At 59.6% G+C, this 24,175-nt stretch carries 25 protein-coding genes and 1 pseudogene; 8 read left to right on the top strand and 18 right to left on the bottom strand.

The features are described 5' to 3' along the window. The first annotated feature begins 34 nt into the window (after positions 1-34). Complete coding sequence (gene ubiG / locus F3H35_RS03790; RefSeq protein WP_149778288.1) at positions 35-781, top strand: bifunctional 2-polyprenyl-6-hydroxyphenol methylase/3-demethylubiquinol 3-O-methyltransferase UbiG; 747 nt, start codon at positions 35-37, stop codon at positions 779-781. 3 nt (positions 782-784) lie between these two features. On the opposite strand, the gene F3H35_RS03795 is transcribed toward ubiG, so the two are convergent. The 5 genes and pseudogenes from F3H35_RS03795 to F3H35_RS19170 all read right to left on the bottom strand — a co-directional run. Beyond that, complete coding sequence (locus tag F3H35_RS03795) at positions 785-1,231, bottom strand: MarR family winged helix-turn-helix transcriptional regulator (protein WP_149778289.1); 447 nt, start codon at positions 1,229-1,231, stop codon at positions 785-787. Continuing rightward, complete coding sequence (locus tag F3H35_RS03800) at positions 1,231-2,061, bottom strand: carbon-nitrogen hydrolase family protein (RefSeq protein ID WP_149778290.1); 831 nt, start codon at positions 2,059-2,061, stop codon at positions 1,231-1,233. Before F3H35_RS03800 ends, F3H35_RS03795 begins: the two co-directional genes overlap by 1 nt. Further along, positions 2,058-2,315, bottom strand: coding sequence for a glutaredoxin 3 (gene grxC, locus F3H35_RS03805; RefSeq protein ID WP_007811860.1), 258 nt, complete (start codon positions 2,313-2,315; stop codon positions 2,058-2,060). Before grxC ends, F3H35_RS03800 begins: the two co-directional genes overlap by 4 nt. A 33-nt stretch (positions 2,316-2,348) precedes the next feature. Continuing rightward, the gene (locus tag F3H35_RS19165; protein ID WP_317510548.1) at positions 2,349-2,714 is read right to left on the bottom strand and encodes a ComF family protein; all 366 of its coding nucleotides are present in this window, start codon (positions 2,712-2,714) and stop codon (positions 2,349-2,351) included. A gap of 171 nt (positions 2,715-2,885) precedes the next feature. Beyond that, positions 2,886-3,176, bottom strand: a pseudogene (locus F3H35_RS19170) (double zinc ribbon domain-containing protein); the annotation flags it as partial. Between F3H35_RS19170 and F3H35_RS03815 the strand changes: the two are divergent. Both F3H35_RS03815 and hemH read left to right on the top strand, forming a co-directional pair. After that, positions 3,099-3,908 carry a methyltransferase domain-containing protein gene (locus F3H35_RS03815; protein WP_149778392.1) on the top strand — a complete coding sequence of 270 codons (810 nt, stop codon included), beginning with the start codon at positions 3,099-3,101 and terminating at the stop codon, positions 3,906-3,908. The pseudogene F3H35_RS19170 and the gene F3H35_RS03815 sit on opposite strands and share 78 nt — an antisense overlap. A gap of 57 nt (positions 3,909-3,965) precedes the next feature. After that, positions 3,966-5,027, top strand: a complete 1,062-nt coding sequence (gene hemH, locus F3H35_RS03820; RefSeq protein WP_149778291.1) for a ferrochelatase — start codon at positions 3,966-3,968, stop codon at positions 5,025-5,027. 165 nt (positions 5,028-5,192) lie between these two features. Here hemH and F3H35_RS03825 read toward each other — a convergent pair whose 3' ends face one another. Both F3H35_RS03825 and F3H35_RS03830 read right to left on the bottom strand, forming a co-directional pair. Next, on the bottom strand, positions 5,193-5,381 hold the full coding sequence (locus F3H35_RS03825; RefSeq protein ID WP_007811856.1) for a hypothetical protein: 189 nt from the start codon (positions 5,379-5,381) through the stop codon (positions 5,193-5,195). 141 nt (positions 5,382-5,522) lie between these two features. Continuing rightward, the gene (locus F3H35_RS03830; protein ID WP_149778292.1) at positions 5,523-6,125 is read right to left on the bottom strand and encodes a L,D-transpeptidase; all 603 of its coding nucleotides are present in this window, start codon (positions 6,123-6,125) and stop codon (positions 5,523-5,525) included. A gap of 169 nt (positions 6,126-6,294) precedes the next feature. Between F3H35_RS03830 and F3H35_RS03835 the strand changes: the two genes are divergently transcribed. After that, the gene (locus F3H35_RS03835; RefSeq protein ID WP_037294800.1) at positions 6,295-6,810 is read left to right on the top strand and encodes a CAP domain-containing protein; all 516 of its coding nucleotides are present in this window, start codon (positions 6,295-6,297) and stop codon (positions 6,808-6,810) included. 9 nt (positions 6,811-6,819) lie between these two features. Here F3H35_RS03835 and F3H35_RS03840 read toward each other — a convergent pair whose 3' ends face one another. The 6 genes from F3H35_RS03840 to F3H35_RS03865 form a co-directional block, all read right to left on the bottom strand. Further along, on the bottom strand, positions 6,820-7,317 hold the full coding sequence (locus F3H35_RS03840) for a L,D-transpeptidase family protein (protein ID WP_149778293.1): 498 nt from the start codon (positions 7,315-7,317) through the stop codon (positions 6,820-6,822). An 80-nt stretch (positions 7,318-7,397) separates the two neighbouring features. Beyond that, positions 7,398-8,639: a class I SAM-dependent RNA methyltransferase gene (locus F3H35_RS03845; protein ID WP_188129849.1), complete on the bottom strand. Its 1,242-nt coding sequence runs from the start codon at positions 8,637-8,639 to the stop codon at positions 7,398-7,400. Continuing rightward, complete coding sequence (locus tag F3H35_RS03850; protein ID WP_188129850.1) at positions 8,636-9,781, bottom strand: CCA tRNA nucleotidyltransferase; 1,146 nt, start codon at positions 9,779-9,781, stop codon at positions 8,636-8,638. Before F3H35_RS03850 ends, F3H35_RS03845 begins: the two co-directional genes overlap by 4 nt. Then, the gene (locus F3H35_RS03855) at positions 9,778-10,383 is read right to left on the bottom strand and encodes a CoA pyrophosphatase (protein WP_149778394.1); all 606 of its coding nucleotides are present in this window, start codon (positions 10,381-10,383) and stop codon (positions 9,778-9,780) included. Before F3H35_RS03855 ends, F3H35_RS03850 begins: the two co-directional genes overlap by 4 nt. Next, positions 10,370-11,365 (bottom strand): Hsp33 family molecular chaperone HslO, encoded by a 996-nt coding sequence (hslO, locus tag F3H35_RS03860; RefSeq protein ID WP_149778295.1) that lies wholly within the window; start codon positions 11,363-11,365, stop codon positions 10,370-10,372. Before hslO ends, F3H35_RS03855 begins: the two co-directional genes overlap by 14 nt. Before the next feature lie 133 nt (positions 11,366-11,498). After that, positions 11,499-12,707 carry a PP2C family protein-serine/threonine phosphatase gene (locus tag F3H35_RS03865; protein WP_223228299.1) on the bottom strand — a complete coding sequence of 403 codons (1,209 nt, stop codon included), beginning with the start codon at positions 12,705-12,707 and terminating at the stop codon, positions 11,499-11,501. A 208-nt stretch (positions 12,708-12,915) separates the two neighbouring features. Between F3H35_RS03865 and F3H35_RS03870 the strand changes: the two genes are divergently transcribed. Next, positions 12,916-13,248 (top strand): Hpt domain-containing protein, encoded by a 333-nt coding sequence (locus F3H35_RS03870; RefSeq protein WP_149778297.1) that lies wholly within the window; start codon positions 12,916-12,918, stop codon positions 13,246-13,248. Here F3H35_RS03870 and ilvA read toward each other — a convergent pair. Continuing rightward, entirely contained in the window at positions 13,245-14,483 is a 1,239-nt protein-coding gene (gene ilvA / locus F3H35_RS03875) for a threonine ammonia-lyase IlvA (RefSeq protein WP_149778298.1), read from the bottom strand. The genes F3H35_RS03870 and ilvA overlap by 4 nt on opposite strands. A gap of 141 nt (positions 14,484-14,624) precedes the next feature. On the opposite strand from ilvA, the gene F3H35_RS03880 reads away from it, so the two are divergent. Then, positions 14,625-15,851, top strand: a complete 1,227-nt coding sequence (locus F3H35_RS03880) for an argininosuccinate synthase (protein ID WP_007811841.1) — start codon at positions 14,625-14,627, stop codon at positions 15,849-15,851. Between the two features lie 89 nt (positions 15,852-15,940). Here F3H35_RS03880 and F3H35_RS03885 read toward each other — a convergent pair whose 3' ends face one another. Together F3H35_RS03885 and F3H35_RS03890 are read right to left on the bottom strand one after the other, a co-directional pair. Next, positions 15,941-16,654: a sulfotransferase-like domain-containing protein gene (locus tag F3H35_RS03885; protein WP_149778299.1), complete on the bottom strand. Its 714-nt coding sequence runs from the start codon at positions 16,652-16,654 to the stop codon at positions 15,941-15,943. 27 nt (positions 16,655-16,681) lie between these two features. Next, a complete protein-coding gene (locus F3H35_RS03890) occupies positions 16,682-17,590 on the bottom strand; it encodes a D-amino acid aminotransferase (protein WP_149778300.1) in 909 nt (302 codons plus the stop codon). A gap of 181 nt (positions 17,591-17,771) precedes the next feature. On the opposite strand from F3H35_RS03890, the gene msrA reads away from it, so the two are divergent. Then, positions 17,772-18,434: a peptide-methionine (S)-S-oxide reductase MsrA gene (gene msrA, locus F3H35_RS03895; protein WP_149778301.1), complete on the top strand. Its 663-nt coding sequence runs from the start codon at positions 17,772-17,774 to the stop codon at positions 18,432-18,434. Between the two features lie 7 nt (positions 18,435-18,441). Here msrA and F3H35_RS03900 read toward each other — a convergent pair whose 3' ends face one another. Beyond that, entirely contained in the window at positions 18,442-20,697 is a 2,256-nt protein-coding gene (locus tag F3H35_RS03900; protein ID WP_149778302.1) for an NADP-dependent malic enzyme, read from the bottom strand. A gap of 167 nt (positions 20,698-20,864) precedes the next feature. Between F3H35_RS03900 and mutS the strand changes: the two genes are divergently transcribed. After that, complete coding sequence (mutS, locus tag F3H35_RS03905; RefSeq protein WP_149778395.1) at positions 20,865-23,474, top strand: DNA mismatch repair protein MutS; 2,610 nt, start codon at positions 20,865-20,867, stop codon at positions 23,472-23,474. A 139-nt stretch (positions 23,475-23,613) separates the two neighbouring features. Here the strand turns inward: mutS and F3H35_RS03910 are convergent, their stop codons facing one another. Next, entirely contained in the window at positions 23,614-24,174 is a 561-nt protein-coding gene (locus F3H35_RS03910) for a nucleotide exchange factor GrpE (RefSeq protein WP_149778303.1), read from the bottom strand. Between the last annotated feature and the right edge of the window lies 1 nt (position 24,175).

Genomic DNA, 24,175 nt, shown 5'->3' on the forward strand with positions numbered 1-24,175 from the left:
AGGGATAATTCCAAAAGAGCATATGGAGAGCAGAATGCAAGCCGCTCGAAGCACGATCGACCCAGCCGAAGTCGCCAAATTCGAGGCGATGGCCGCCGAATGGTGGGATCCAAACGGCAAATTCAAACCGTTGCACATGCTCAATCCCTGCCGTCTGGACTACATCACATCCCAGATCGCCACCGAGTTCGATCGCGATCTGGGAACCGATAAGCCCTTCTCGGGCTTGCGTATTCTGGATATCGGCTGCGGCGGTGGCTTGCTGTCCGAGCCGATGGCGCGCCTTGGTGCCGACGTGGTTGGCGCCGATGCCGCCGAGCGCAACATTCCCGTGGCCCAGGTGCATGCTGAACAATCCGGCCTGACGATCGATTATCGCCACACCAGCGCCGAAGCCCTTGCCGCCGCAGGCGAGCAGTTCGATGCCGTGCTGAACATGGAAGTGGTCGAACATGTCGCCGATCCGCTGTCTTACCTGAACGCCTGTCAGCAGCTTCTCAAGCCCGGCGGATTGCACATCTGCTCGACCATCAATCGCAACGCCAAAAGCTTCGCCATGGCCATCGTCGGCGCTGAATACGTGATGCGCTGGCTGCCGAAGGGCACGCATGAATGGAAGAAGTTCATTACGCCGGACGAGCTTTATGCCCTTCTGAAACAGGCCGGCCTGACCCCGGTGGATCGCAAGGGCTTCGTGTTCAACCCGATTACCTGGAGCTGGTCGCTGTCGTCCCGCGACCTCAGCGTCAACTACGTCACCGCCAGCACCAAACCGGACTGACGGTCAGTCGCTTTCCAGCTTTGCGCGCAATTCCCGCAGAACGGGCAGCGTGGCGCGCACCTTGGCCTCGCCCAACTCGCCGACCATTTCGGTGATCATCGGGGTGATCGCGGCGATCGCCGCCTCGCGGGCCTGTCGGCCGGCGGGGCTGATCGACACCATCTTGCGGCGGGCATCATCCCAGTCTGGCCGAATATGCACGTATCCAGCCCACTCCAGTTTGTTCAGAGTGTTCGTCATGGCGCCGCGAGTGACGTGAAAACTCTTGGCCAATTGTGCCGGACTACGCTCATCGGAAATACGCGCCAGATGGTTCAGAACCGAGAAATGGCTGATCTCCATTCCCTTCGGCAAAACACGGCTGAGCCTGTTTCGAATCAGCTGGTCGTTGGTCAGGATCTCGCTGAACAGCGCCACGGCCAGGGAATTATTGCTGCTGCCATCAGTCATCAAGGTCCATCGAACTCGGTTGTCGCATCAAGCGAAGGGATGCGCTGTCGCGCCTTTGTAACCTCGGAAAGATCCAGATCGACATATACGATACCCGGCTCGGTTCCACCATCTGCCAGAATGTCTCCCCATGGTCCAACCGCAAGCGAATGGCCATAGGTCTCGCGCCGCTTGGCCGACACGGACCCATGCTGGCCGGTTTGCGCAGGTGCCAGCACGTAACAGCCCGTCTCGATCGCTCGGGCACGCAGCAGCGTTTCCCAATGGGCTGCACCGGTCACCGGCGAAAACGCGGAAGGCACGGTCAGGATCTGGGCGCCGCTGCGCGCGAGCTGCCGAAACAGATGCGGGAAGCGGATATCGTAGCAGACAGTCATCCCGATCCCTCCGATCGGCGTTCGGGCGAGAACGCTTGTCGTGCCGGGCCTGTACCCTGCGGATTCGCGATAGGTTTCGGTCTCGGACACTTGCACATCGAACATGTGAATCTTGTCATAGCGTGCCACGATCCGTCCTTCCGGCGACACCAGAAAGGACCGGTTGGCAAAACGCCCATCCGCATCCTCGGTCTTGAGGGCAAGCGATCCGATCAAAAGCCAGATGCCCAAATCCCGCGCCTGCGCCTGCAAGCCTGCCAGGGTCGGGTCCGTCATCTCGGGATGCAGAACCTCTTGCTGGCGGGTGCGGTCCGCCGAGACACAATTGGTGACTTCCGGCGTCAGAACGAAATCGGCCCCTGCGCCGGCGGCCTCAGCCACCAGAGAGTGCGTGACAGCCAGATTTTCATCCGGATCGTCACTGCTATTAAGCTGTATGAGTGCTGCCTTCATGCCGACAGCAGGGCATCCAGCTTACCGGCCCGTTCAAGTGCATAAAGCTCGTCGCAGCCGCCGACATGGATGTCACCGATGAAGATCTGCGGTACGGTCTTCTTGCCTCCGGCCCGCTGGATCATTTCCGGCTTGCGAGCGGGCTCCACCAGCACATCCACTTCGGTGAAGTTGGCGCCCTTCTGTTTCAAAAGGCGCTTGGCGGCGTGGCAGAACCCACAAAGCGGCGAGGTATAGATTTCCACGGGTTGCATGGTCTCGGGTCTCCTGAACGTGTTTCCGGGAACTTATGCATCCTTTGACACGCGCGCCAGTACCAGAACGCGCACATCCGTCGCGCCACCCGCCAGACAGATTTGCGCCAAGGCCGACAAGGTCGCACCAGACGTCATGACATCATCCACCAGAAGTATCGTCCGATCCTTCAGATGATGCGCCCGTCCGGGATGCGCCCGAAACACGTCGCAAACCGTGGCATGTCTTTGGTCGTAGCCCAAACCGTCAAGAACCGGCGTGCGCGCATGTCTGACCAGAAGATCCGGACAGCACTCGAGCCCGAGCTGGTGCGCGATGGCCCGCGCCAGCACCGCCGACTGATTGAACCTCCGGCGGAGCATCCGCGTCCAGTGCAACGGCACAGGCGCCAAAATCATGCCCTCGCAGGTCATCGGTTGTGCCGCACGGGCCATCCATCGCGCGGCAGGGCGAACGATGTCGTGGCGATCAGCATGTTTCAGTCCAAGCACTAGCTTGCGGCCATTGTCGCGGTAAAGAACGGCTGCGCGCCCCATGCTCCATGGTTTTGCGTAGCGCAGGCAATCATCGCAGTATTCCGGCGTATCGTTGTTTTCGCCCGGCAAAGGGACGCCGCATGTTTCACAGCACAGGCCAAAAATGAACGGAGTGTCGCGCCAGCACGGCCCGCAGAGGGCGAAATCAATTTCCACCCCCTCTCCACAGACGATACAACGCGCCGGATAGACAAGCCTTAAGGCTGTTTGAAAAGCTCTCCCGCTCACTCTATTTCCCAAGGCATGATGACCCAACTGACCGATCGCAAAGCTCTGATCCGGAACCGCGAAAGAAGCCGGGCAAATCCGGCCCTTTTCCTGCACGAAGCGGCAGCGGACGAGATCAATGATCGCCTGAGCATGGTTAACAGATCATTTACCGATAAGGTGGTCGTCTCCGGTTTCCCTGATTTCTGGGCAACGCAAATTCCTGGCGCAGTCTGCATCGGTGATGATGACACTCTCGACCTTGAGACGGAGCGTTACGATCTGCTTGTTCATGCCATGTGCCTGCATTGGGCAAATGATCCGGTCGGTCAGCTGATACAGGCCCGACGCGCATTGAAGCCCGACGGGCTGTTTCTGGGCATATTCTTTGGCGGCGCCACATTGAACGAGCTGCGCAGCGCCTTGGCGCAGGCTGAATCCGATGTGACAGGGGGCTTGTCGCCCAGGGTAACCCCAATGGCCGAAATCCGGGATTTGGGCGCCTTGCTGCAGCGGGCCGGATTTGCGCTACCTGTCGCGGATACTGTAAAGTTGACCGCAACCTATGCATCACCCCTTCACTTGATGCGCGATCTTCGTGCGATGGGCGAAACAAGTGCCCTTGCCGGAAGACCGCGCCACATGATGCGGCGCGATGTCCTCTTTCGGGCATCAACCCTTTATGTTGAAAGCTTCGGGTCCGATAACCGGGTTCCTGCAACATTTGAGTTGATGGTCCTTACGGGTTGGGCACCGCATGAGAGTCAGCCACAACCGCTACGCCCCGGATCAGCGTCGGCGCGACTTGCCGATGCTCTTGCGACAAAAGAAAAACCGCTCAAAGATTGACGATTGCCTCCAAGTCGTTATTTCCACGGCTAACCTGACGCAAAGAGGGACTGGATAATGCTTGACGCAAGCACCACCGCCACCCGACCAACCCATGCACCCGCCGATCATCCGGCGATACCGAAATACAAGACCGGTATTCTGCTGGCGAATCTGGGAACACCCGATCACTACAGCTACTGGCCGATGCGCCGGTACCTGAACGAGTTTCTGTCGGACAGGCGTGTGATTGATTACAGCCCGTGGAAATGGCAGCCTCTTCTGCAATTGATCATCCTCACCAAACGCCCCTTCACAAGCGGCGAGGCCTACAAGTCGATCTGGAACGAGGAAAAGGGCGAAAGCCCCCTGATGACCATCACCCGAGATCAGACCACCAAGATGGCCAAGGTTCTCGAAGATCGCTACGGGGATCAGGTGATGGTTGATTTCTGTATGCGCTATGGAAACCCGTCCACCAAGTCCAAGGTGCGCGAAATGGTCAAGGCGGGATGCACGCGCATCCTTTTCTTCCCGCTTTATCCGCATTACGCGGGCGCCACTTCGGGCACAGCGAATGATCAGTTCTTCCGCGCCTTGATGGAGGAACCGTGGCAGCCGACCGCACGTACAGTGGAGCCGTATTACCAGAATCCCCATTACATCGAGGCGCTCGCGCAATCGGTGGAAAAAGCCTATGCGAAAATCGAGGACCGGCCTGACATCCTCGTTGTGTCGTATCACGGTATGCCCAAGCGTTACCTGATGCAGGGTGATCCGTATCACTGCCAATGTCAGAAGACGACGCGCCTTCTCAAGGAACGTCTTGGCTGGGATGATTCCGAGATCACCACGACGTTCCAATCCGTATTTGGACCCGAGGAGTGGCTGAAACCCTACACGGTCGACCATGTGGCCGAACTGGCGAAACAGGGTAAAAAGAAGATCGCTGTCGCAGCACCCGCGTTCTCGGCGGATTGCATCGAAACACTCGAAGAGATCAACGAAGAGATCAAGGAAAGCTTCGAAGAGGCGGGCGGAGAGCAGTTTACCTACATTCCCTGCCTCAACGACGATGACGCACATATCAACGCGCTCGCCTCGATCGTCAGCGACAACCTCAAAGGCTGGCTGGACTAACGCGTTTCGCGAAATGCAGTGCTCCGTTCAATCGTTGCACACGTTCCGCGTTCAGCTGATGCATCAGGTCAAAGGCGAAGCGCTTTAAGCCAGAAGAAGCCCCGGCACAAATAAAAAGGCAGTGGAAAACCACTGCCTTTTCTTTTGGTCTCTAAGTCGTGAGACTTAGTCCATTGCAACTGCAGCTGCGATGATCGCCAGAACAACCAGCGGGATCACAACGCCAGCAGCCGAAGAGCTTGCTGCGGTTTCTTCAACAACAACGGGCGCTTCCATGACCGGCTCTTCCATCGTGCCAGCGGAAACGGTCGAAGCAGCGGCGGCGAACGCAGCGGCGAGAGCGAGTTTTTTCATGTTATCCTCCAGAAATTAGCTTGATGCTGCTTTGCAGCATAAAGCACCCAAGACTTACCTCGTATATATTTGTTAATCAGCAAAAATAGCTGATTGCAAATGCAACCTTCGACAAACGATCCACACAATGTCTGTTTTTCGTCAAATTAGCAACACTTGTGTACCAACCTTCGCCATCTGAAACAATTCCGCTATGTGCTCATTGTAAAGGCCGATGCAACCGTTTGATGAACGGCGGCCGATCTTGCGCGTATCATGGGTTCCGTGAATGCGATAATATGTCCAGCTCAGGTACAAGGCATGGGTTCCGAGCGGGTTATCGGGACCAGGCGGAACAAAGGCCGGCCAGTCCGGATTGCGCTTCAGCATCGACGGCGTCGGCCGCCAGCTTGGCCCCTCGACTTTTTGCGTCACCCTTGTGCGACCCCGACGCGTCAAGTCTTCGGACAGGGGAACACTGGATGGATAAAGTTTGTAGGTTTGCCCGTCCTCAGACCAGTAATGCAGCGCCCTGGAGGAGATATCGACAAGGATCGCGCCGTTATTCAGGTTTGAGAAATAGGGCTGCCAATCCAGAGACCGAAAGCTCGAGATATTACGCCGGACAATTTCGGTCACCTCTTCTTCTATCTCGACAGTGCCGGAACTATCCATGCTCTGAGCGAAAGCAGGCGCACCGACCAGAGCCGCACTCCCCGCCAGAAACGAGCGACGATTGAGTGTATTCTTGAATTTAAAAGCCATGTCCGAACTCCGGCTTGGGTCAATCACATATCATCATAATATATGGCGCGAATGCCGCAGTCGCAATTCAAAGAACCGTCATTCGGCAACTCAAAGCCCATGCGGGTTTGAATCGTATCCAAAGGCGATATACGACGTTGGCATCGAATCTTGTACAAGGGTGCGCAAAATGGCTCGAATTCTGGCATTGCTGTTGTCAGCTCTCTTGGCTTTGTCCGCTTGCGCCGCACCGCCAGCGCCCCCACAGCTGGGGGCAGATGGAAAACCGCTGCCGAGAGTGTATCGCATAGGGCCGGGCGACACCGCGCGCATCCAGTATCGAATACTTGATTCCGTCAACTCCCTGCGAGAAGCCGCTGGCCGGCCGCCTGTGCAACTCAATGCGCAGCTGAACGCCGCCGCTGCAACGCATTCGCGCGACATGTCGGTTCAGAATCGCCCCTGGCATTTCGGGTCTGACGGGTCTTCCCCGATCGATCGCGTCCGTCGTGTCGGCTACAACGGCGGACTGGTCGGAGAGAACATCTCCGAGACCTATGAAACCGAACTCGAGACGCTGGCGGCTTGGATGCAAGAACCCACAACCCGAGACGTGATCCTGTCGCCAGACGCGCGCAACATGGGCTTTTCCTGGCTACAGGAAGATAACGGCAAGATCTGGTGGACTTTGGTAATGGGTGACTAAGCCACCTCGTCACGGATTTATCGTGATCGGCGTTCCGTCTTTCACCATCGCGTAAATGATTTCCATTTCCTTGTCGGTCACAGCGATACAGCCTTCGGTCCAGTCCGGCCTGTGCCGCCGGACAGTTTGCGGCGCCCCATGGATGAAGATATCGCCCCCGGGACTCATCCCCATGCTTGCAGCGCGGGCCACATCCATTTCATTCGGATAGGAAATCCCGATCGAAAGGTGAAAGCTGCTGTTGGGGTTACGCCTGTCGATGAAGTAATCGCCCTCGGGCGTCTTGCCATCGCCCTCGACTTGCTTGTGACCTTCCGGGGCAAATCCAAGATGAATATCGAATGAGCGAAGAACGCGACCGTGATGCAAAAGGTGCATTTCACGCTCGCCCTTGTTGACGATGATACGGGTCACCTCCGGCCCATTGTAGGTCCGGAATTTCGAACCGCTGCACGCTGTCAGCGCCACCAACAACAAAGCGCCAACCAGACCTCTGATCACCCGCATCGCACATCACCTGTATAAACTGCTCTGAAGCAGTTTTAACTGGTTCGTTCGAGTTTTAAAGATCTGTTTGGAGGCGCCGCTCAGCTGTGCCGAAACTCTGCGACAAGCTCCACATGCGACGACCAGCGGAATTGATCGATAACGCGGATGCTTTCAAGCCGATATCCGTGATCTGCAAGTTGTCTGGCATCCTTGGCGAAGGTCACCGGATTGCAGGACACATAGGCAATCACCGGAACGGATGACGCGCAGATCTGAGCGGTCTGCGCAGACGCGCCGGCCCGCGGCGGATCGAGCACCACCGCATCGAATGGCGCAAGCTCATCCGGCAACAAGGGCCTGCGGAACAGATCGCGCGTTTCATGCGTCACAGCCTTGAGGCCGGGTGTTCTACGCCACCCGGCATCAAGGGCGGACATCATCGCGGCATCGCCTTCGACCGCATGCACCGCCATGTCGCGTGCCAACGGAAGCGCAAATGTGCCGCATCCCGCGAAAAGATCCGCAACCCGGCGCGCAGCGCCGACTATTCGGCGCACATCCGCGCGCAAAGCATCCTCACCCTCCTGAGTGGCTTGCAGGAACGCCCCGGGCGGCGGAGTAACGACGACATCGCCAAACCTTTGTTCGGGCGGCGCACGCGTTACCACAACCTCGTCATCGAAAGACAGGCGGGCAAGGTCATGACGCTCGGCAAGAGCCGCCAAGTCCAGCCGCATGGGGCCATCAAGAGCTTTGCCATTCGAGACGGCGATATCGAGACCGTTGCGAGACATCGTTGCCGCAACGGCAAGGGTCTGCTTGCGGCTTGCACCAATTGTTGCAAGCTCCTCGGCTACGGGTAAGGCTTTCATCAAATCCGGGTGGAACAAACGGCACTCCGGGATTTCGACCATCACATCCGATCCGCGCGCATAAAGACCAGCCATGGCCCCTTTCTTGGTGCGTCGCGCCGCCAATGTGGCCCGCCTGCGAGATTGCGGGGGCGATACGGAAATGGGAAGGAATTCAGCCGTCAGATTGTTGGCGGCCAGTGCCGATCTGACGACATCCTGCTTCCAGGACGCCAGAAAGACATCCGAGGCGTGCTGAAGCTGACACCCGCCACAGGACCGAAAATGTCGGCATGGTGGGGTCACCCGATCGGATGACGGCTCGATAATACGAATATCGGTCAGAACCTTATCCGCAGTCCTGGCCTCGATCACCTCACCAGGCAGCGTACGTGGGGCAAAGAATGGCCCTTCGACAATTCCATCACCATGGTGCCCCAGACGGGTGACCGAAAACCGGCGCAGCGGTGATTGATGATCGTCCGTCACAGAAGATCCTCCCGACCAAGCGAAAAACCCGACTCGATCCAGCGCTGCTCCAACTCGGACAGGCGCCGACCAAGAGCAGGCCCGCTATATTCCGGCATGAGATCATGCGGGGTTACGGGGAATTTCGCATGCGATGCCTGCTCCACGATCTGCCGGACGGCCGAGTCGAACGGCGACTCGAGCAAGGCGTGTCGCAGAACGACGATGTCCAGTCCCGGATCAATGCCGTAACGATATCCCAGTTCCATAGGCGGCTTGGTCAGCGCGGCCTCGGCCAACAGAAGATCAAGCCGCTTTGACTGCGCCTTGCTCAAACGCAAACGCGAAGCCACCATGTCACCCCCAAGCGATGCAAGACGACGCATCGGCTCTGGCTCCAGTCCCGCGATCTGCTCTAGATGAACCAGCGGCGCCAGCGCGCGATCATCGCTTCCGGGCAGAACCGCGGCCAGAACACCACAAGCGCGCATGGCCGCGACCGAAGGGGCGGGATCCGGCGCGGTCAGAAGCTTGACGATCTCCGAACCGATCCGTTCCCGTGAAAGGCCCGCAAGGCCATCAACATGCTCGGACACGGCCGCAAGACCATCAGCATCAAGACCCATATCGGGATCGCCATACCAGGCATGAAATCGGAAGAACCGCAGAATGCGGAGGTAATCCTCGCGGATGCGCTGGTTCGGATCGTCGATGAACCGCACGCGCCTTGCCTTGAGATCCGACAGCCCACCAAGCGGATCGACAAGCATGCCATCGGGTCGGGCATAAAGAGCATTCATAGTGAAATCGCGGCGCCGGGCATCCTGCATGACATCATCGGAATACGCGACAACGGCATGGCGCCCATATGTTTCAACATCTTCGCGGAAGGTCGTTACCTCATGTGGAATGTGATCGGACACGACCGTAACGGTCCCATGATCCAGCCCTGTCGGAACCGGCTTCAGCCCGGCCGCCTCGGCCAGGCGGATCACCGTTTCGGGATGGGCATCCGTTGCGATATCGATATCCGACACAGGCCTGTCCAGCAACGAATTGCGCACGCAGCCCCCGACGAACAGCGCCTGATGCCCGGCGTCCTCGATCATCCGACAGACCGCTTGAGTCGCTGGTCGATCTATCCAGTCTCCGCCAATCTTCATGCTTTTTCCGCTGCGTCAGCCATGGCCCTTAAGATACGCGCGGTTGCCCCCCATATGTAATAGGGACCGAAGGGAACTATGTAGTATTTCCGCCATGTCCCACGCCACCGACGCGCCTGAATGCTGTATTGTGCGGGATTAATGACATGCGACAGGGGAACATCGAAAATCTCGGCGACTTCTCCGGTTTCGGGTCGCGGATCGAATGGCGCCATAATCCTCGCCACGACAGGTGTTACATGGAAGCCGGTAACCGTTTCGTGGGCAGGCAAGCATCCCAAGACTTCGACATTCGAAGGATCGAGACCGATCTCTTCATGCGCCTCGCGTAGGGCCGCTGCAGTGATATCGGGATCTGCTTCATCCTGCTTGCCGCCGGGAAAGGCAATCTGACCGGGGTGATGTCTGAGGGCCGAGGACCTCTTGGTCAGGAAAAGCCGCGCCTCCGAACCGCCGCAAAAGATCGGGACAAGCACACCTGCAGGGCGCAGTTTGCGGCCTTCCGGTAATGCGATATCTGCATTCAGATCATAATCCGACGAGGCGATCCCCGTGTTGCCGAGGGCCGCATAAACAGGGTCGAGTGGATCACGCATCGCCATCGGGTGGATTTTGCGCATCGAACCCCAAAGTCTTCGGGTCCAGCCGATAATGCGCACCACAAAACTGGCAATCGGCGGTCACGATGCCTTCTTCGGTTGTCATTTTCTCGATATCCTTGGCGGAATAGATCGACAGGCTGTTGCGCACCCGATCTTCGGAACATGTGCAGCCGAACCGCACCGGCTGCATGTCGAAGACGCGCGGCACTTCCTCGTGAAACAGCCGAACAAGCAAATCCGTCGGAGCAACCGAGGGGCCGATCATTTCCAGATCATCGACCGTATCCAGCAACATATTGACCCGGTTCCAGTTTTCTTCGTCATCGCCGTCCAGAATGTCGGCGGGCAGCAACAAGCCTTCTTCTCCCGAACCGCCGCCCTCTGCATATGGTGATGCTGCGGGCATGTGCTGCAACATGATACCACCGGCACGCCAGTGTTCGGCCCCACCTTTTTCAGTCGACTTGCCGAAAGTCAGTGCAAAGCGCGTGGGCAATTGTTCGGACTGGGCGAAATAGGCTTCGGCACTGGCACTGAGGCCGTTACCGGAAATCGGAGTGATTCCCTGATAAGGTTCCGATCCTGGACCCTGATCCATCAGAACCGCGAAATAACCCTCGCCAACCTGGGAAAACGGATCATCCCCTGAAATGCGGTCACGATCGAAACTGGCATAGGCCCTGATGCGCGCGGCATCGCCCTCGGCAGCAGGCGCGTAGTAATCCGTAGCGATCATCCGGACCGGACCATTGGTCTGGATCTGCAGCGACAGCTTCCAGCGCAGTTTTATCGTTTGGCCGATCAGCGCCGTGAGAAGCGCCATTTCCGCGACAAGGGCCTCCACGGCATTGGGATAATCGTGCTGCTTGAGGATGCCATCCAACACGCCGTCCAGCCGGGCGACGCGCCCACGTATGTCCGCATTGTCCAATTGGAACGGCAGGATTGTATCATCCCACGCGATTTTCTGTCCGAGTGTCATGGAGTTTCCTTGTTCGCCAGAGATCGGCATACCGCGTCTATATAGGCGTCGCAACACACTGGCCAAGAGATTGCCCATGATGGTCCGGCATGGACTGACACCAAATGCAGGCAGGCCATGGGTTGTCACACGCTCAGGGATGCGGGTTGAATTCCAGAAGTATGGCCGAAACATCGTCGGCAAAATCATCCGAACCCGAAAACGTGGATAGGTTCCATGTCAGAGCCTCAAGACAGGCGGGGCCATGAATGTCGCGCAGCTCGGACAGAATGCCGGAAAGACCCTCGTTGTCCAGCAATTGACCCTTGATGTCCGCGCATTCGACAATGCCATCCGAATGGATCAGCAGCCTTTCACCGGGGCCGAGGTCAAAAGAAACCTGCTCGAACGTCGCAGCAGGTAAAAGCCCGACAGGAAGGCCGCCATGTCCCGCCCATTCGATTGTTCCATCACGGCGCTGAATGGCTGGATGAGGATGCCCCGCCTGCGCCAGATCAACCTTGCCACAGCTCAGATCCACATCCGCCAGGATCATGGTGAAATACAGTTCGGTATCCATTTCATCGAGAATCAGTTTGTTCAGGGCGGCAATGGTTTCTGCGGGCGGTCGCATATCGAACCGACCGGCGTCCACCTCGTATAGGGCGAGGTTCTGCTCGGGCGCGAAAGCCGAGAGATACCCCGCCAGCCGCGCGGTCATCAGCGCCGAGCTGATGCCATGTCCGGACACATCGATGGCATAAAGGCCAATCCTGTTTTCACCGACCGGGAACATACCCACAAGGTCGCCGCCGACATGCCCGCTCGACCGCAGCAAAAGCGACACCTGCGCCACGCCGAAATCGCGGAAGCGGTCATGGACAAGCGACTGCTGAAGTTTCCGCGCTTCGACAAGATCACTGTTGAGGGACTCGTAGAGAACCTGCAGTTCTTGCAGCGTGCTGGCGATCAGTCGGTTCTTTTCCGTCAATTCCCGTTCCATCCGCAAAATGCGATCACCGGCAGCAATCCGGGCGCGCAATTCCGAGGAATTCACCGGTTTTGTCAGAAAGTCGTCGGCGCCCGCATCCAGCCCACAGGCGATATCCTCTTTCCCGCTTTTCGATGTGAGAAGGATGAAATACCCGTAGTTTTCACGAGGCATGTCCCGGAACATCCGGCAGAAATCCAGACCGTTCATGCCCGGCATCACCCAGTCGCTGATCACCAGATCGGGGGGAGTGGATGTGCAGATGGCCATTGCGGCAGCCCCATCATGAGCCTCCAACACGTCGAAGCCCCACCGGCTCAGCGCGGCGCTGACGATCCGGCGCTGAGCCGGGCTATCATCGACGACCAACACGCGGCGGATCGCCTGCGGCTGCGAACCGATGTGAAAAGCAACTTGTTCAGGACTTCCCAATGACGACACCCTTTTCCATAAGGGCACGGTTTAGGGCCGGTCACTTAAATCTTGGTGAAAGATTGGATTTGATCTTTTCGACCGCCACGCTTGAGATTTGCTTAGGGTTTTTGACCGAACATCGCCCGGTCGCAACCAGAGGCCTGATATGATCGACTGGAACCGGGTGAAAATTCTTCGGACGGAACTTGGCGCTGAAAACTTCGCGGATGTCGTCGGTCTGTTCCTGGATGAAATGGAAACCGAATTGCCCAAACTCCCACATGCGGACACGCAGTCTGAATTGGTGGATTTGCTGCATTTCCTGAAAGGTGGCGCCCTGAACCTTGGCTTTGCGGAATTTTCGGAGTTGTGCCGGGACGGCGAAACCAAAGCCACGGGACATGGGCCTCAGGACGTGAATATCAGGCAGATCGTCGCGTCCTATCACCAGTCACGGGCGTGTTTCGTCGATGGGCTGGACAAGATCGACACCGATTAGATCAGGAATTCGGCAAGCACTTCGTCATTGGTGATGTCGCGATAATCGAAACCGGCGGCATCGAGTTTGCGAAGAATATGGACAAAGTTTTCCGGATTTCTGGTTTCGATGCCAATCAGGACCGAACCGAAATTTCGGGCCGATTTCTTCAGGTATTCGAAACGGGCGATATCGTCATCCGGCCCGAGAATCGTCAGGAAATCCTTCAGCGCTCCGGGCCGTTGCGGCATGCGAAGGATAAAATATTTTTTTACACCGGAATAGCGCTGCGCGCGTTCCTTGACCTCCGGCAGGCGTTCGAAATCGAAATTCCCGCCCGAGGTGACACAAACGACGGTCTTGCCGCGAATCTCATCTGCCATGTCCTTGAGGGCATCCACGGCCAGAGCGCCGGCCGGTTCCAGCACGATGCCTTCGATATTGAGCATTTCCAGCATGGTGGTGCACAGCCGGTCTTCGTTGATGGTGCGGATGTCAGCGGGATCGACGTCGCGCAGCCGCGCGAACGTCCGCTCGCCGATCTGGGCCACGGCGGCACCGTCGGCAAAATTATCGACATGTTTCAGGCGCGTGGGGTGACCGTGTTGCATGGCCGCCATCAGACAGGCACCGCCCTCTGGCTCGACCAGGATCAGGCGGGTCCGGTCGCCGAGATAGCTGCGCACCCCGGCGGACAACCCACCGCCACCGACGGGCATGATGATGATGTCGGGCATGGTTTCGGCCTGGGCCTCGATCTCGACCCCGACAGAGGCCTGACCGCCGATAACATCCTCGTCATCGAAGGGCGAAAGGAAATGCCCTTTGATTTCAGCGCAATAGGCTTGAGCCGCGGCAAGCGTATCGTCGAAATAATCCCCCGTCAGCCGGATCGATACGGCATCGCCGCCGAATTTCTCGGTCTTGCCGATCTTCTGCTGTGGGGTGGTCACCGGCATGAAGATCACACCCTTCACCCCGAAGTGGCGGCACATGAAGGCGACGCCCTGCGCGTGATTGCCGGCGCTGGCGCAGACGAATTGCCGTGTATCGGGGCTGTCGGCCAGAACCTTGCGCATGGCGTTGAATGCACCGCGCAGTTTGTAGGACCGCACCGGTGACAGATCCTCGCGCTTCAGGAGGATCTCGGCATGATACCTTTCGGACAGGTGATCGTTGCGCTGCAGCGGCGTGGGTTCGAACACGTCGCGCATGGCGGCTTCGGCGTCTCGGGCAAGGGTGCGGAAATCGGTCATGTCCCTTGATTGGCTGAATGTTTCCGTGCTGGCAAGGGCGCGGGACAAAGCATACTCAAGAATACCGAAGCGGGGGGCATCTTGCCCCGCGCCACAAAACCGGATAATCGCCGGGCGCATGTCTGACATAAGGGGAAACTGATGTCCGCGCCCAAAAAAGTCGTGCTGGCCTATTCCGGCGGCCTCGATACTTCGATCATCCTGAAATGGCTGCAGACCGAATATGGCTGCGAGGTGGTGACCTTTACCGCCGATCTGGGCCAGGGCGAAGAGCTGGACCCCGCACGTCAGAAAGCGGAAATGCTTGGAATCAAACCGGAAAATATCTTCATCGAAGATGTTCGGGAAGAATTTGTGCGCGATTTCGTCTTTCCGATGTTCCGCGCCAACGCGGTCTACGAAGGGCAATACCTTTTGGGGACCTCGATCGCGCGGCCGTTGATCTCGAAGCGGTTGGTGGAGATCGCGGAGGAGACCGGGGCGGATGCGGTGGCGCATGGCGCAACGGGCAAGGGCAACGATCAGGTGCGGTTCGAACTTGCGGCCTATGCGTTAAACCCGGACATCAAGGTGATCGCGCCGTGGCGGGAATGGGATTTGACCAGCCGCACGAAACTGCTTGATTTTGCGGAACAAAATCAGATTCCCATCGCCAAGGACAAACGCGGCGAAGCCCCGTTTTCGGTGGATGCGAACCTGTTGCACACGTCGTCCGAGGGGAAGGTGCTGGAGGATCCGGCGGTGGATGCGCCGAATTACGTGTATCAACGGACCGTTAACCCGGAGGACGCCCCGAACGAGCCGGAATTCATCGAGATCGGCTTTGAAAAGGGCGACGCGGTCAGCGTGAACGGTGAGGCACTCAGCCCTGCCAACCTATTGACAAAGCTGAATGAATTGGGCGGCAAGCACGGGATTGGCCGGCTCGATCTGGTGGAAGGGCGGTTCGTGGGCATGAAAAGCCGGGGCATCTATGAGACGCCCGGCGGCACGATCCTGCTGGAGGCGCATCGGGGAATCGAGCAGATCACGCTGGATCGGGGGGCTGCGCATCTGAAGGATGAGCTGATGCCGCGCTATGCCGAGCTGATCTATAACGGGTTCTGGTACAGCCCGGAACGCGAGATGTTGCAGGCGCTGATCGACCAATCACAACATCATGTGACAGGAACGGTGCGGCTGAAGCTGTACAAGGGATTGGCGCGGACGGTTGGGCGGTGGTCGGATCACAGCCTGTATTCCGAAGCGCATGTGACCTTCGAGGATGATGCAGGGGCCTATGATCAGAAGGACGCGGCGGGGTTCATCCAGTTGAACGCCCTGCGGCTCAAACTGCTGGCCGCACGGGACCGCCGGTTGAAAGGCTGAGTTTCGTACGATTCGTACGAAACCTACGCGCATTCAGGACCAAACGAGGGTCGCGATCTGGAATTTGTGTCCATCCTGTACACAAATCATCAGATCGCGACGGCGCGAAGCCGGTCATAAGCCGGCATCGCAGCCCGCGCCAGGGCAGCACGCGGACCGTCGAGATCGGGAATGTCCCCCTCGGGTCCGGCGAAGCCTGTGGAGGCGTGAACCGACCCATACCAATGCGAGGCCCAGACCCCATCGGAGGGATGACCGCCCGCAGGCCATGACAGCATGGCGGGATCCCATTCAAGACCGATGGCGGCACAAAGCTGCTGCAGCTTGCCCGCCGGATCGCGGCGGATATCGGCGGAGTCGATCACCACGGGCGCAACGCCCGCTGCGGTCAAGGTTTCGTAAAGCTCTTGCTGTTGGATGAACCCGATATCGGCAAGAGAGGGATCATCGTATTTGGCAGAGAAACTGGCGGCCACACGGGCAGGGTGGCGAATGAGAAACACGTTGGTCACATCGGCGATCCAGTCGCGGGGAATGCCGGGGATCATGTGCTGGGACATGTGCTTTTGGTAGAGATGCAGCCGGCCATCCGGGATCGGGCCAAGCAGGTGATCCACGACACAGGCGGGATCGGTGGGCTGGGAGGCGATGATCGCATCGCGCATCGGATGATCGAGCCCGGTCAGCGTAAGATAGGCGGCATAGAAGGGTTCGTCCATCACCGCGAAATCACGGCGCGCGCCGAAGGCATACATCAGCGCAGTCGACAGGTTGCGGGGGCCGGACCACATGGCAAGACGCATCGGGAGAGTTCCTTGGGCCAAGGCCAATCAGGCCGTTTCGAGGTGAATCAGAGCCTTGTAGAGCTGTTGAATGCGGGTTGTGACGGGGCCGGGTGCCGCATCACCGATGGCACGCCCGTCGATTTCGGAAACCGGGGTCTGCGCGCCGAATGTGCCGGTGAGAAACGCCTCGTCGGCGCCATAGGTATCGACCAGCGAGAAGTTACGCTCGAACACGGGGATATCGTTGGCGCGGCACAGATCGATCACCTTTTGCCGGGTGATCCCGTTCATGCAGTAATCCCCGGTGCTGGTCCAGACCTGCCCCTTGCGCACGATGAAGAAGTTGCAGGCGTTGGTGGTGTTCACGAAGCCATGGATATCGAGCATCAGCGCCTCGTCGGCGCCGGCTTTTTCGGCGGCAATGCAGGCAAGTATGCAATTGAGCTTGGAATGGGAGTTCAGCTTGGGATCCTGCGTCATGGGAAGGCCGCGAATGTGCGGCACGGTCGCCAGACGGATGGGGCGGGCGATCTTGGGCCTGGAATGCTCCATGATGATGGCCATTGTCGGCCCCTGACGGCTGAGCGAGGGGTGCTGGAACGGGCGGGTTTTCACACCGCGCGTCACCATCAGGCGCGCATGGGCGTCAGAGTGCATGTCATTGGCCTTTTGTGTGTCTAACACGGCCTGAAACACCTGTTCCCGGGTCATGCCGATATCGAGATCAATGGCTTTGGCGGCCTCGAACAGGCGGTCGAGATGTTCATCGGCAAAAGCCCATGTGCCGTTATAAAGGCGCAGACCTTCCCAGACGCCGTCACCCAGCATGAAGCCGCTGTCATAGACACTGACGGTGGCGGCCTGTTTCGGGACGATGCGCCCGTTGAGCCAGATGAGAATATCCTCGTTGCGGGCGTCTTCTTCGGCTTGGTGCGTGGTCTGGTGATCGGTCATGGGGGCCTTTTGAGTGTTACAGCCGACCTGCGGCTTTTGTTTCAAAGGCAGGCTAAAGAGGCGGAAAAATGGTTCAAGCTGTAAATTCGGATCAACTGGATGTGACATCACGCGGGGGTGAATTGGCCGTGTGCGGGGTCATGGGCCAAGGTGGGCCTGTTCAAATGAGGAGGGTATCCCGATGGGGTTACGTCGCAGAACCATAAAAGCCGGTGCGCTGGCGATCCTGATCGCGGTTGGCATCGGTGTCGAGGTCAATCAGGCCAAGGCGGCCGGGACCGAGACATTGACTGTCGCGGGCGGCTGTTTCTGGTGTGTCGAGGCCGATTTCGAGAAGGTCGAGGGCGTCAAGGAGGTGGTGTCGGGCTATACCGGCGGCACGGTGAAGAACCCCACCTACAAGCAAGTCGTGGGTGGTGGCACCGGGCATTACGAAGCGGTCGAGATCATGTACGATCCGGCGAAAGTGTCGGCGCGAGAGCTCTATGACCTGTTTTTCCGCTCCGTCGATCCGACCGATGCGGGCGGGCAGTTCTGCGATCGGGGAGACAGCTATCGCACGGCGATTTTCGTCTCTGATCCGGCGGAAAAGGCTGCAGCGAACGCAGCGAAGGCCGAGGCCGAAAAGGCGCTTGGGCAGCAGATCGTGACCCCGATCCTCGAGGCCGGACCGTTTTACGAGGCCGAGGCATATCACCAGGATTACTACAAGGGCGACAAGTTGATCCTGACGCGGTTCGGACCGAAATCACAGGCTGCGGCCTATGAACGGTATCGCACGGCCTGCGGACGGGACGCCCGGGTGAAGGCGTTGTGGGGGCAGGCCGCGCCGTTTGTGAACTGAACCGGGATTACCCCACCTTGCAGGCCGACAGCACCGCCATGTTGAGAATGTCGCTGGCGGTGGCATTGGTCGAACAGATCTGAATCGATTTGTCGAGACCGGCGAGGATCGGGCCGATCACCGTGGCGCCGGCCATTTCCTGCATAAGCTTGACCGAGATCGAGGCCGAATGCCGGGCCGGAACCACGAGGATGTTGGCCGGGCCGGTCAGGCGCTGGAAGGGATAGGCGTCTTGCGCGCGGGGATTGAGGGCGACATCGACGGTCATTTCGCCTTCGAATTCGAAATCCACGCCGCGACGGGCCAGCACATCGGGAGCAAGGTGCATTTTCTCGGCCCGTTCCGAGCGCGGATAGCCGAAGGTCGAGAAGCTGACGAAGGCGACGCGCGGCTCAAGCCCCAGATGGCGGGCGACGCCGGCGGCACGGGTGGCGATATTGGCGAGATCCTCTTCGTTGGGCCATTCATGCACCAACGTGTCGGAAATCAGAACGATGCGCCCCTTGTGCAGAAGCGCCGTGACACCGGCGACGCCATGCGCGGTATCGGCGTCGAACACATGGTTGATGCGTTCGAGCACATGGGCGGATTTGCGGGTGGCGCCGGTCACCAGACCGTCGCCATGGCCATGGGCCAGCATCAGCGCCGAGAATACGTGACGATCCCGGGCGGCCATGCGGTGAATGTCCTGCCGGTCATGGCCCTTGCGCTGCAGGCGGGCATAGAGAAACTCTTTGTATTCATCGAGACGGTCGCTTTTGGCGGCGTTGGTGACTTCGATCTCGCGGACGGCGTCGCCGAGGCCAGCCGCCTCGAGCTTGGCTTTCACGTCATCGTCACGGCCCACGACGATCGCCTTGCCGAGACCCGAGCGCTGATATTGCACGGCCGCCCGCAGCACGCGGGGATCGTCGCCTTCGGCAAAGATCATGCGGGCCTGGGCGTTGCGGGCGCGGGCGTTGATCGAGCGCAGGATCGAGGCGGTGGGATCCATGCGGGCGGCGAGCGACTGTTCATAGGCGTCCATGTCGACAATGGGACGGCGGGCGGCACCGGTGCGCATGCAGGCCTTGGCCACGGCGGGCGGCACGGTATGGATCAGGCGCGGATCGAAGGGGGTGGGGATGATGTAATCGCGCCCGAAGGTGAGCTTGCGGCCATAGGCCATCGCAACCTCGTCGGGGACATCGGCGCGCGCCAGTTCGGCCAGGGCTTCGGCACAGGCGATCTTCATCTCGTCGTTGATGGCGCGGGCATGCACATCAAGCGCGCCACGGAAGAGATAGGGAAAGCCAAGCACGTTGTTGACCTGGTTGGGATAATCCGACCGGCCGGTGGCGACGATGGCATCGACGCGGACCTCATGCGCCTCTTCGGGCGTGATTTCGGGATCGGGGTTGGCCATGGCGAAGATCACCGGGTTGTCGGCCATCGAGGCGACCATGTCTTGGGTCACGGCGCCCTTCACCGACACGCCGATGAAGACGTCGGCGCCTTTCATGGCCTCTTCGAGCGTGCGCAGATCGGTTTTGACGGCATGGGCCGATTTCCACTGGTTCATGCCGTCGGTGCGGCCCTGATAGATCACGCCCTTGGTATCGCAGGCGATGCAGTTTTCGGGGCGCGCGCCCATGGATTTCAGCAATTCGATGCAAGCGATGCCCGCAGCGCCGGCACCGTTGAGAACGATGCGGCAGTCTTCGAGCTTCTTGCCCGAGATATGCAGCGCGTTGATGAGACCGGCGGCACAGATCACGGCGGTGCCGTGCTGATCATCGTGAAAGACGGGGATGTCCATCTGTTCCTTGAGCGTCTGCTCGATGATGAAACATTCGGGCGCCTTGATATCCTCGAGATTGATGCCCCCGAAGGTCGGCCCCATGAGGCGCACGGCCTTGATGAATTCCTCGGGGTCTTCGGTATCGAGCTCGATGTCGATGGAGTTCACGTCAGCGAAACGCTTGAAGAGAACGGCCTTGCCCTCCATCACCGGTTTGGAGCCGAGCGCGCCAAGATTGCCAAGACCCAGAACCGCGGTGCCGTTGGAGATCACCGCCACCAGATTGCCTTTGTTGGTGTAGTCATAGGCGAGTTCCGGGTTGGCGGCGATTTCCTCGCAGGGCACCGCCACGCCGGGGGAATAGGCCAGCGACAGATCCCGCTGTGTGGTCATCGGCACGGTGGCCTGAATCTCGAACTTGCCGGGGGTGGGTTCGAGATGAAAGGCAAGCGCCTCTTCGCGGGTGTATCTGGGTCTGGACATGGTACGGCCTTGCACTGTTTGAGTGATTTGCATCGTCATAGCGGGGGTTTGCCACGGTCTCAACTGCAACTCGTTTTCGGGTTTCCGGCGGCTTGCGGGCTTTGTAAGGTTCGGGCCAACCAAGCCGGGGGGCGCACGTGACGACCGAGACATCCGCCGTAACGCCGATGATGGCGCAATACCTTGAGATCAAGGCAGAATATCCGGGGGCGCTGCTGTTCTACCGGATGGGCGATTTCTATGAGTTGTTCTTTGACGATGCGGTGGCCGCCGCAGAGGCGTTGGATATCGCGCTGACCAAGCGCGGCAAGCATCTGGGCGAGGATATCGCCATGTGCGGGGTGCCGGTGCATTCGGCCGAGAATTACCTGCTGACGCTGATCCGCAAGGGATTTCGGGTGGCGGTTTGCGAGCAGCTCGAGAGCCCGGAAGAGGCCAAGAAACGCGGCTCGAAATCAGTGGTCAAGCGCGGGGTCGTGCGGCTGGTGACACCGGGCACCCTGACGGAAGAAAGCCTGCTGGAGGCACGTCGGCACAATTATCTGGCCAGTTTCGCGCGGGTGCGCGGCGACGGCGCGCTGGCCTGGGTCGATATTTCCACGGGCAGCTTCCACGTGATGCCGCTGACCGAGGTGCGGCTTGGCCCGGAGTTGGCGCGGCTGGCCCCCTCAGAGGTGGTTCTGGCCGATGGGGATCAGGCGGATTTGGGTGACATAGTGACTGAATCCGGGGCTGCGGTCACCGAGTTGGGGCGCGCGGCCTTTGACAGTGCGGGCGGCGAAAAGCGGCTTTGCGATCTGTTCGATGTCGGCACTCTGGAGGCGTATGGGCAGTTCACGCGGCCCGAGGTGGCGGCGATGGGCGCGATCGTCGAATATCTGGAGATCACCCAGCGCGGCAAACTGCCCTTGTTGCGGCCACCGCAGCGCGAGGCGCAAGCGCGGGTCATGCAGATCGACGCGGCGACGCGGCGCAATCTGGAAATCACCCAGGCGCTTGGTGGCGGGCGGGCCGGATCGCTGTTGTCGGCGGTGGATCGGACGGTCACGGCGGGCGGTGGGCGATTGCTGGAGCGGCGGCTGTCCAGCCCAAGCCGGGTGCTTGAAATCGTACAAGACCGGCTGGATGCCGTGGCTTTTGCGGTTGAACAGAGTCGATTCAGCGAGGATCTGCGCGCGGCCTTGCGCAAGGTGCCCGATCTGGACCGGGCGCTTTCACGGCTGGCGCTGGATCGGGGCGGGCCACGCGACCTTGCCGCGATCCGCAACGGGCTGGAACAGGCGGGCGCTATTGCCGATATGGCCGAGGGCCACGATCTTCCGAGGTTGATGGCCGAGGCGGTGACGGCGCTGAGCGGGCACGAGAGCGTGCTGGACCTTCTGGAGCAGGCTTTGGTGGCGGAACCCCCGATGCTGGTGCGGGATGGAGGGTTCATCGCGCCGGGTTTCGATGAGGAGTTGGACGAGGCACGGCAGCTGCGCGACGAGGGGCGCGGCGTGATTGCGGGGATGCAGGCGGAATATTCGCAATTGACGGGAATTCAGAGCCTTAAGATCAAGCATAACAACGTGCTTGGCTATTTCGTTGAGGTGACGAGCGTTCATGCGGACAAGATGCTGTCGGCGCCGCTGAACGAGACGTTCAAGCACCGGCAGACCACAGCCAATCAGGTGCGGTTCACGACTGTGCCGCTGAGCGAGATGGAAACCCGTATCCTGAATGCGGGGGGTCGGGCGCTTGAGATTGAAAAGCGGCTCTATGACAGCTTGAAAGCGGCCATTCTTGAGAATTCCGACGCGGTGTCACAGGCCGCAAGCGCGTTGGCGGAGCTGGATCTGGCCACCGCGCTGGCCGATCTGGCGCGTGGTGAGGATTGGACGCGACCCAAGGTGGATGCCAGCCGGGCGCTGGAGATCGAGGCCGGACGGCATCCGGTGGTGGAACAGGCGCTGCGCAAGGCCGGAGAGCCGTTCATCGCCAACGACTGCGATCTGGGGACTGCGCATGACATCTGGCTGCTGACCGGGCCGAACATGGCGGGTAAATCCACGTTTTTGCGGCAGAACGCGCTTATTGCGCTGCTGGCGCAGGCGGGCAGCTTCGTGCCGGCACGGGCGGCGCATATCGGGATGGTGAGCCAGTTGTTCAGCCGGGTGGGCGCGAGCGATGATCTGGCAAGGGGTCGGTCGACCTTCATGGTGGAGATGGTGGAAACCGCCGCGATCCTCAATCAGGCGGACGATCATGCGCTGGTGATTCTCGATGAGATCGGGCGCGGCACGGCGACCTATGACGGGTTGAGTATCGCCTGGGCCACGCTGGAGCATCTGCACGAGATCAACCGCTGTCGGGCGCTGTTTGCCACGCATTATCACGAGTTGACCAATCTGAGCGACAAGCTGGACCGGGTGGATAACGCCACGGTCAGCGTCAAAGAGCATGATGGCGACGTGATTTTCCTGCACGAGGTGCGGCGCGGTGCGGCGGATCGCAGTTATGGCGTGCAGGTGGCCAAGCTGGCGGGGCTGCCGGAGACGGTGGTGGCTCGGGCGAGGGTGGTTCTGGATGCGCTGGAAAAGGGCGAACGCGAGGGGGGGACGGCGCAGAAAGCCCTGATCGACGATCTGCCGCTGTTTTCCGCCGTGCCAGCTCCGCCGCCGCAGGTCATCCGGGAGTCTGGTGTGGAAAAACGGCTGGCAGAGATCTTGCCCGACGAATTGACCCCGCGCGAGGCGCTGGATCTGATTTATGAATTGAAGGGGATCGCGGAGGGCTAAAGCGTTCCGCCTTTAACCTGAGGCATCAGCCAAAGGCGTAACGCGTGCAACGATTGAACCGAGCACTGCATTTCGCGAAATCCCTGAGTCAGGTTTTTCGCGAAACGCTTTGGGTCGGGCTGGGCGCCCGACCTGATCCTTAGCCGTGGTTCGAAGACACGCCGACTTGCGCGGGGCGCAGGATACGGTCGTGCAGCATGAATCCTTCGGTCGACACCTGGATGATGTCGCCCGCCTTGGTGCCGGGAAGCGGCGCTTCGAACATCGCTTCGTGCTGCTGGGGGTCGAACCTGTCGCCGACTTCGGGCGAGATCCGGGTGATGCCGTGGCGCGAGAAGACGTTGAGCAATTCCCGCATCGTCAGTTCGACACCTTCGAGCAGGGCGGCGGAAACCTGTTTCTGCTCGTCGGTGGCGGCTTCGAGCGCGCGTTTCATGTTGTCGTAGACTGGCAGCATGTCGCGGGCCAGCTTGGAGCCACCGTAGTTTTCAGCCTCGCGGCGGTCTTTCTCGCTGCGCTTGCGGGCGTTTTCGGCATCCGCCAGCGCGCGCATGAACTTGTCCTGCAGCGCGTCGCGTTCGGCGCGCAGGGTTTCGATTTCGGCGTCTGTATCCGAGATCTCCTCGTTGGCGAGGGCGTGTTCCTCTGCCTCGGCCTGTTCGATGTCGTCAAGGAAATCTTCGTTCTTCGGCTCTGCCATA

It is taken from the genome of Roseovarius litoreus (assembly GCF_900142765.1).
Taxonomy (GTDB): domain Bacteria; phylum Pseudomonadota; class Alphaproteobacteria; order Rhodobacterales; family Rhodobacteraceae; genus Roseovarius; species Roseovarius litoreus.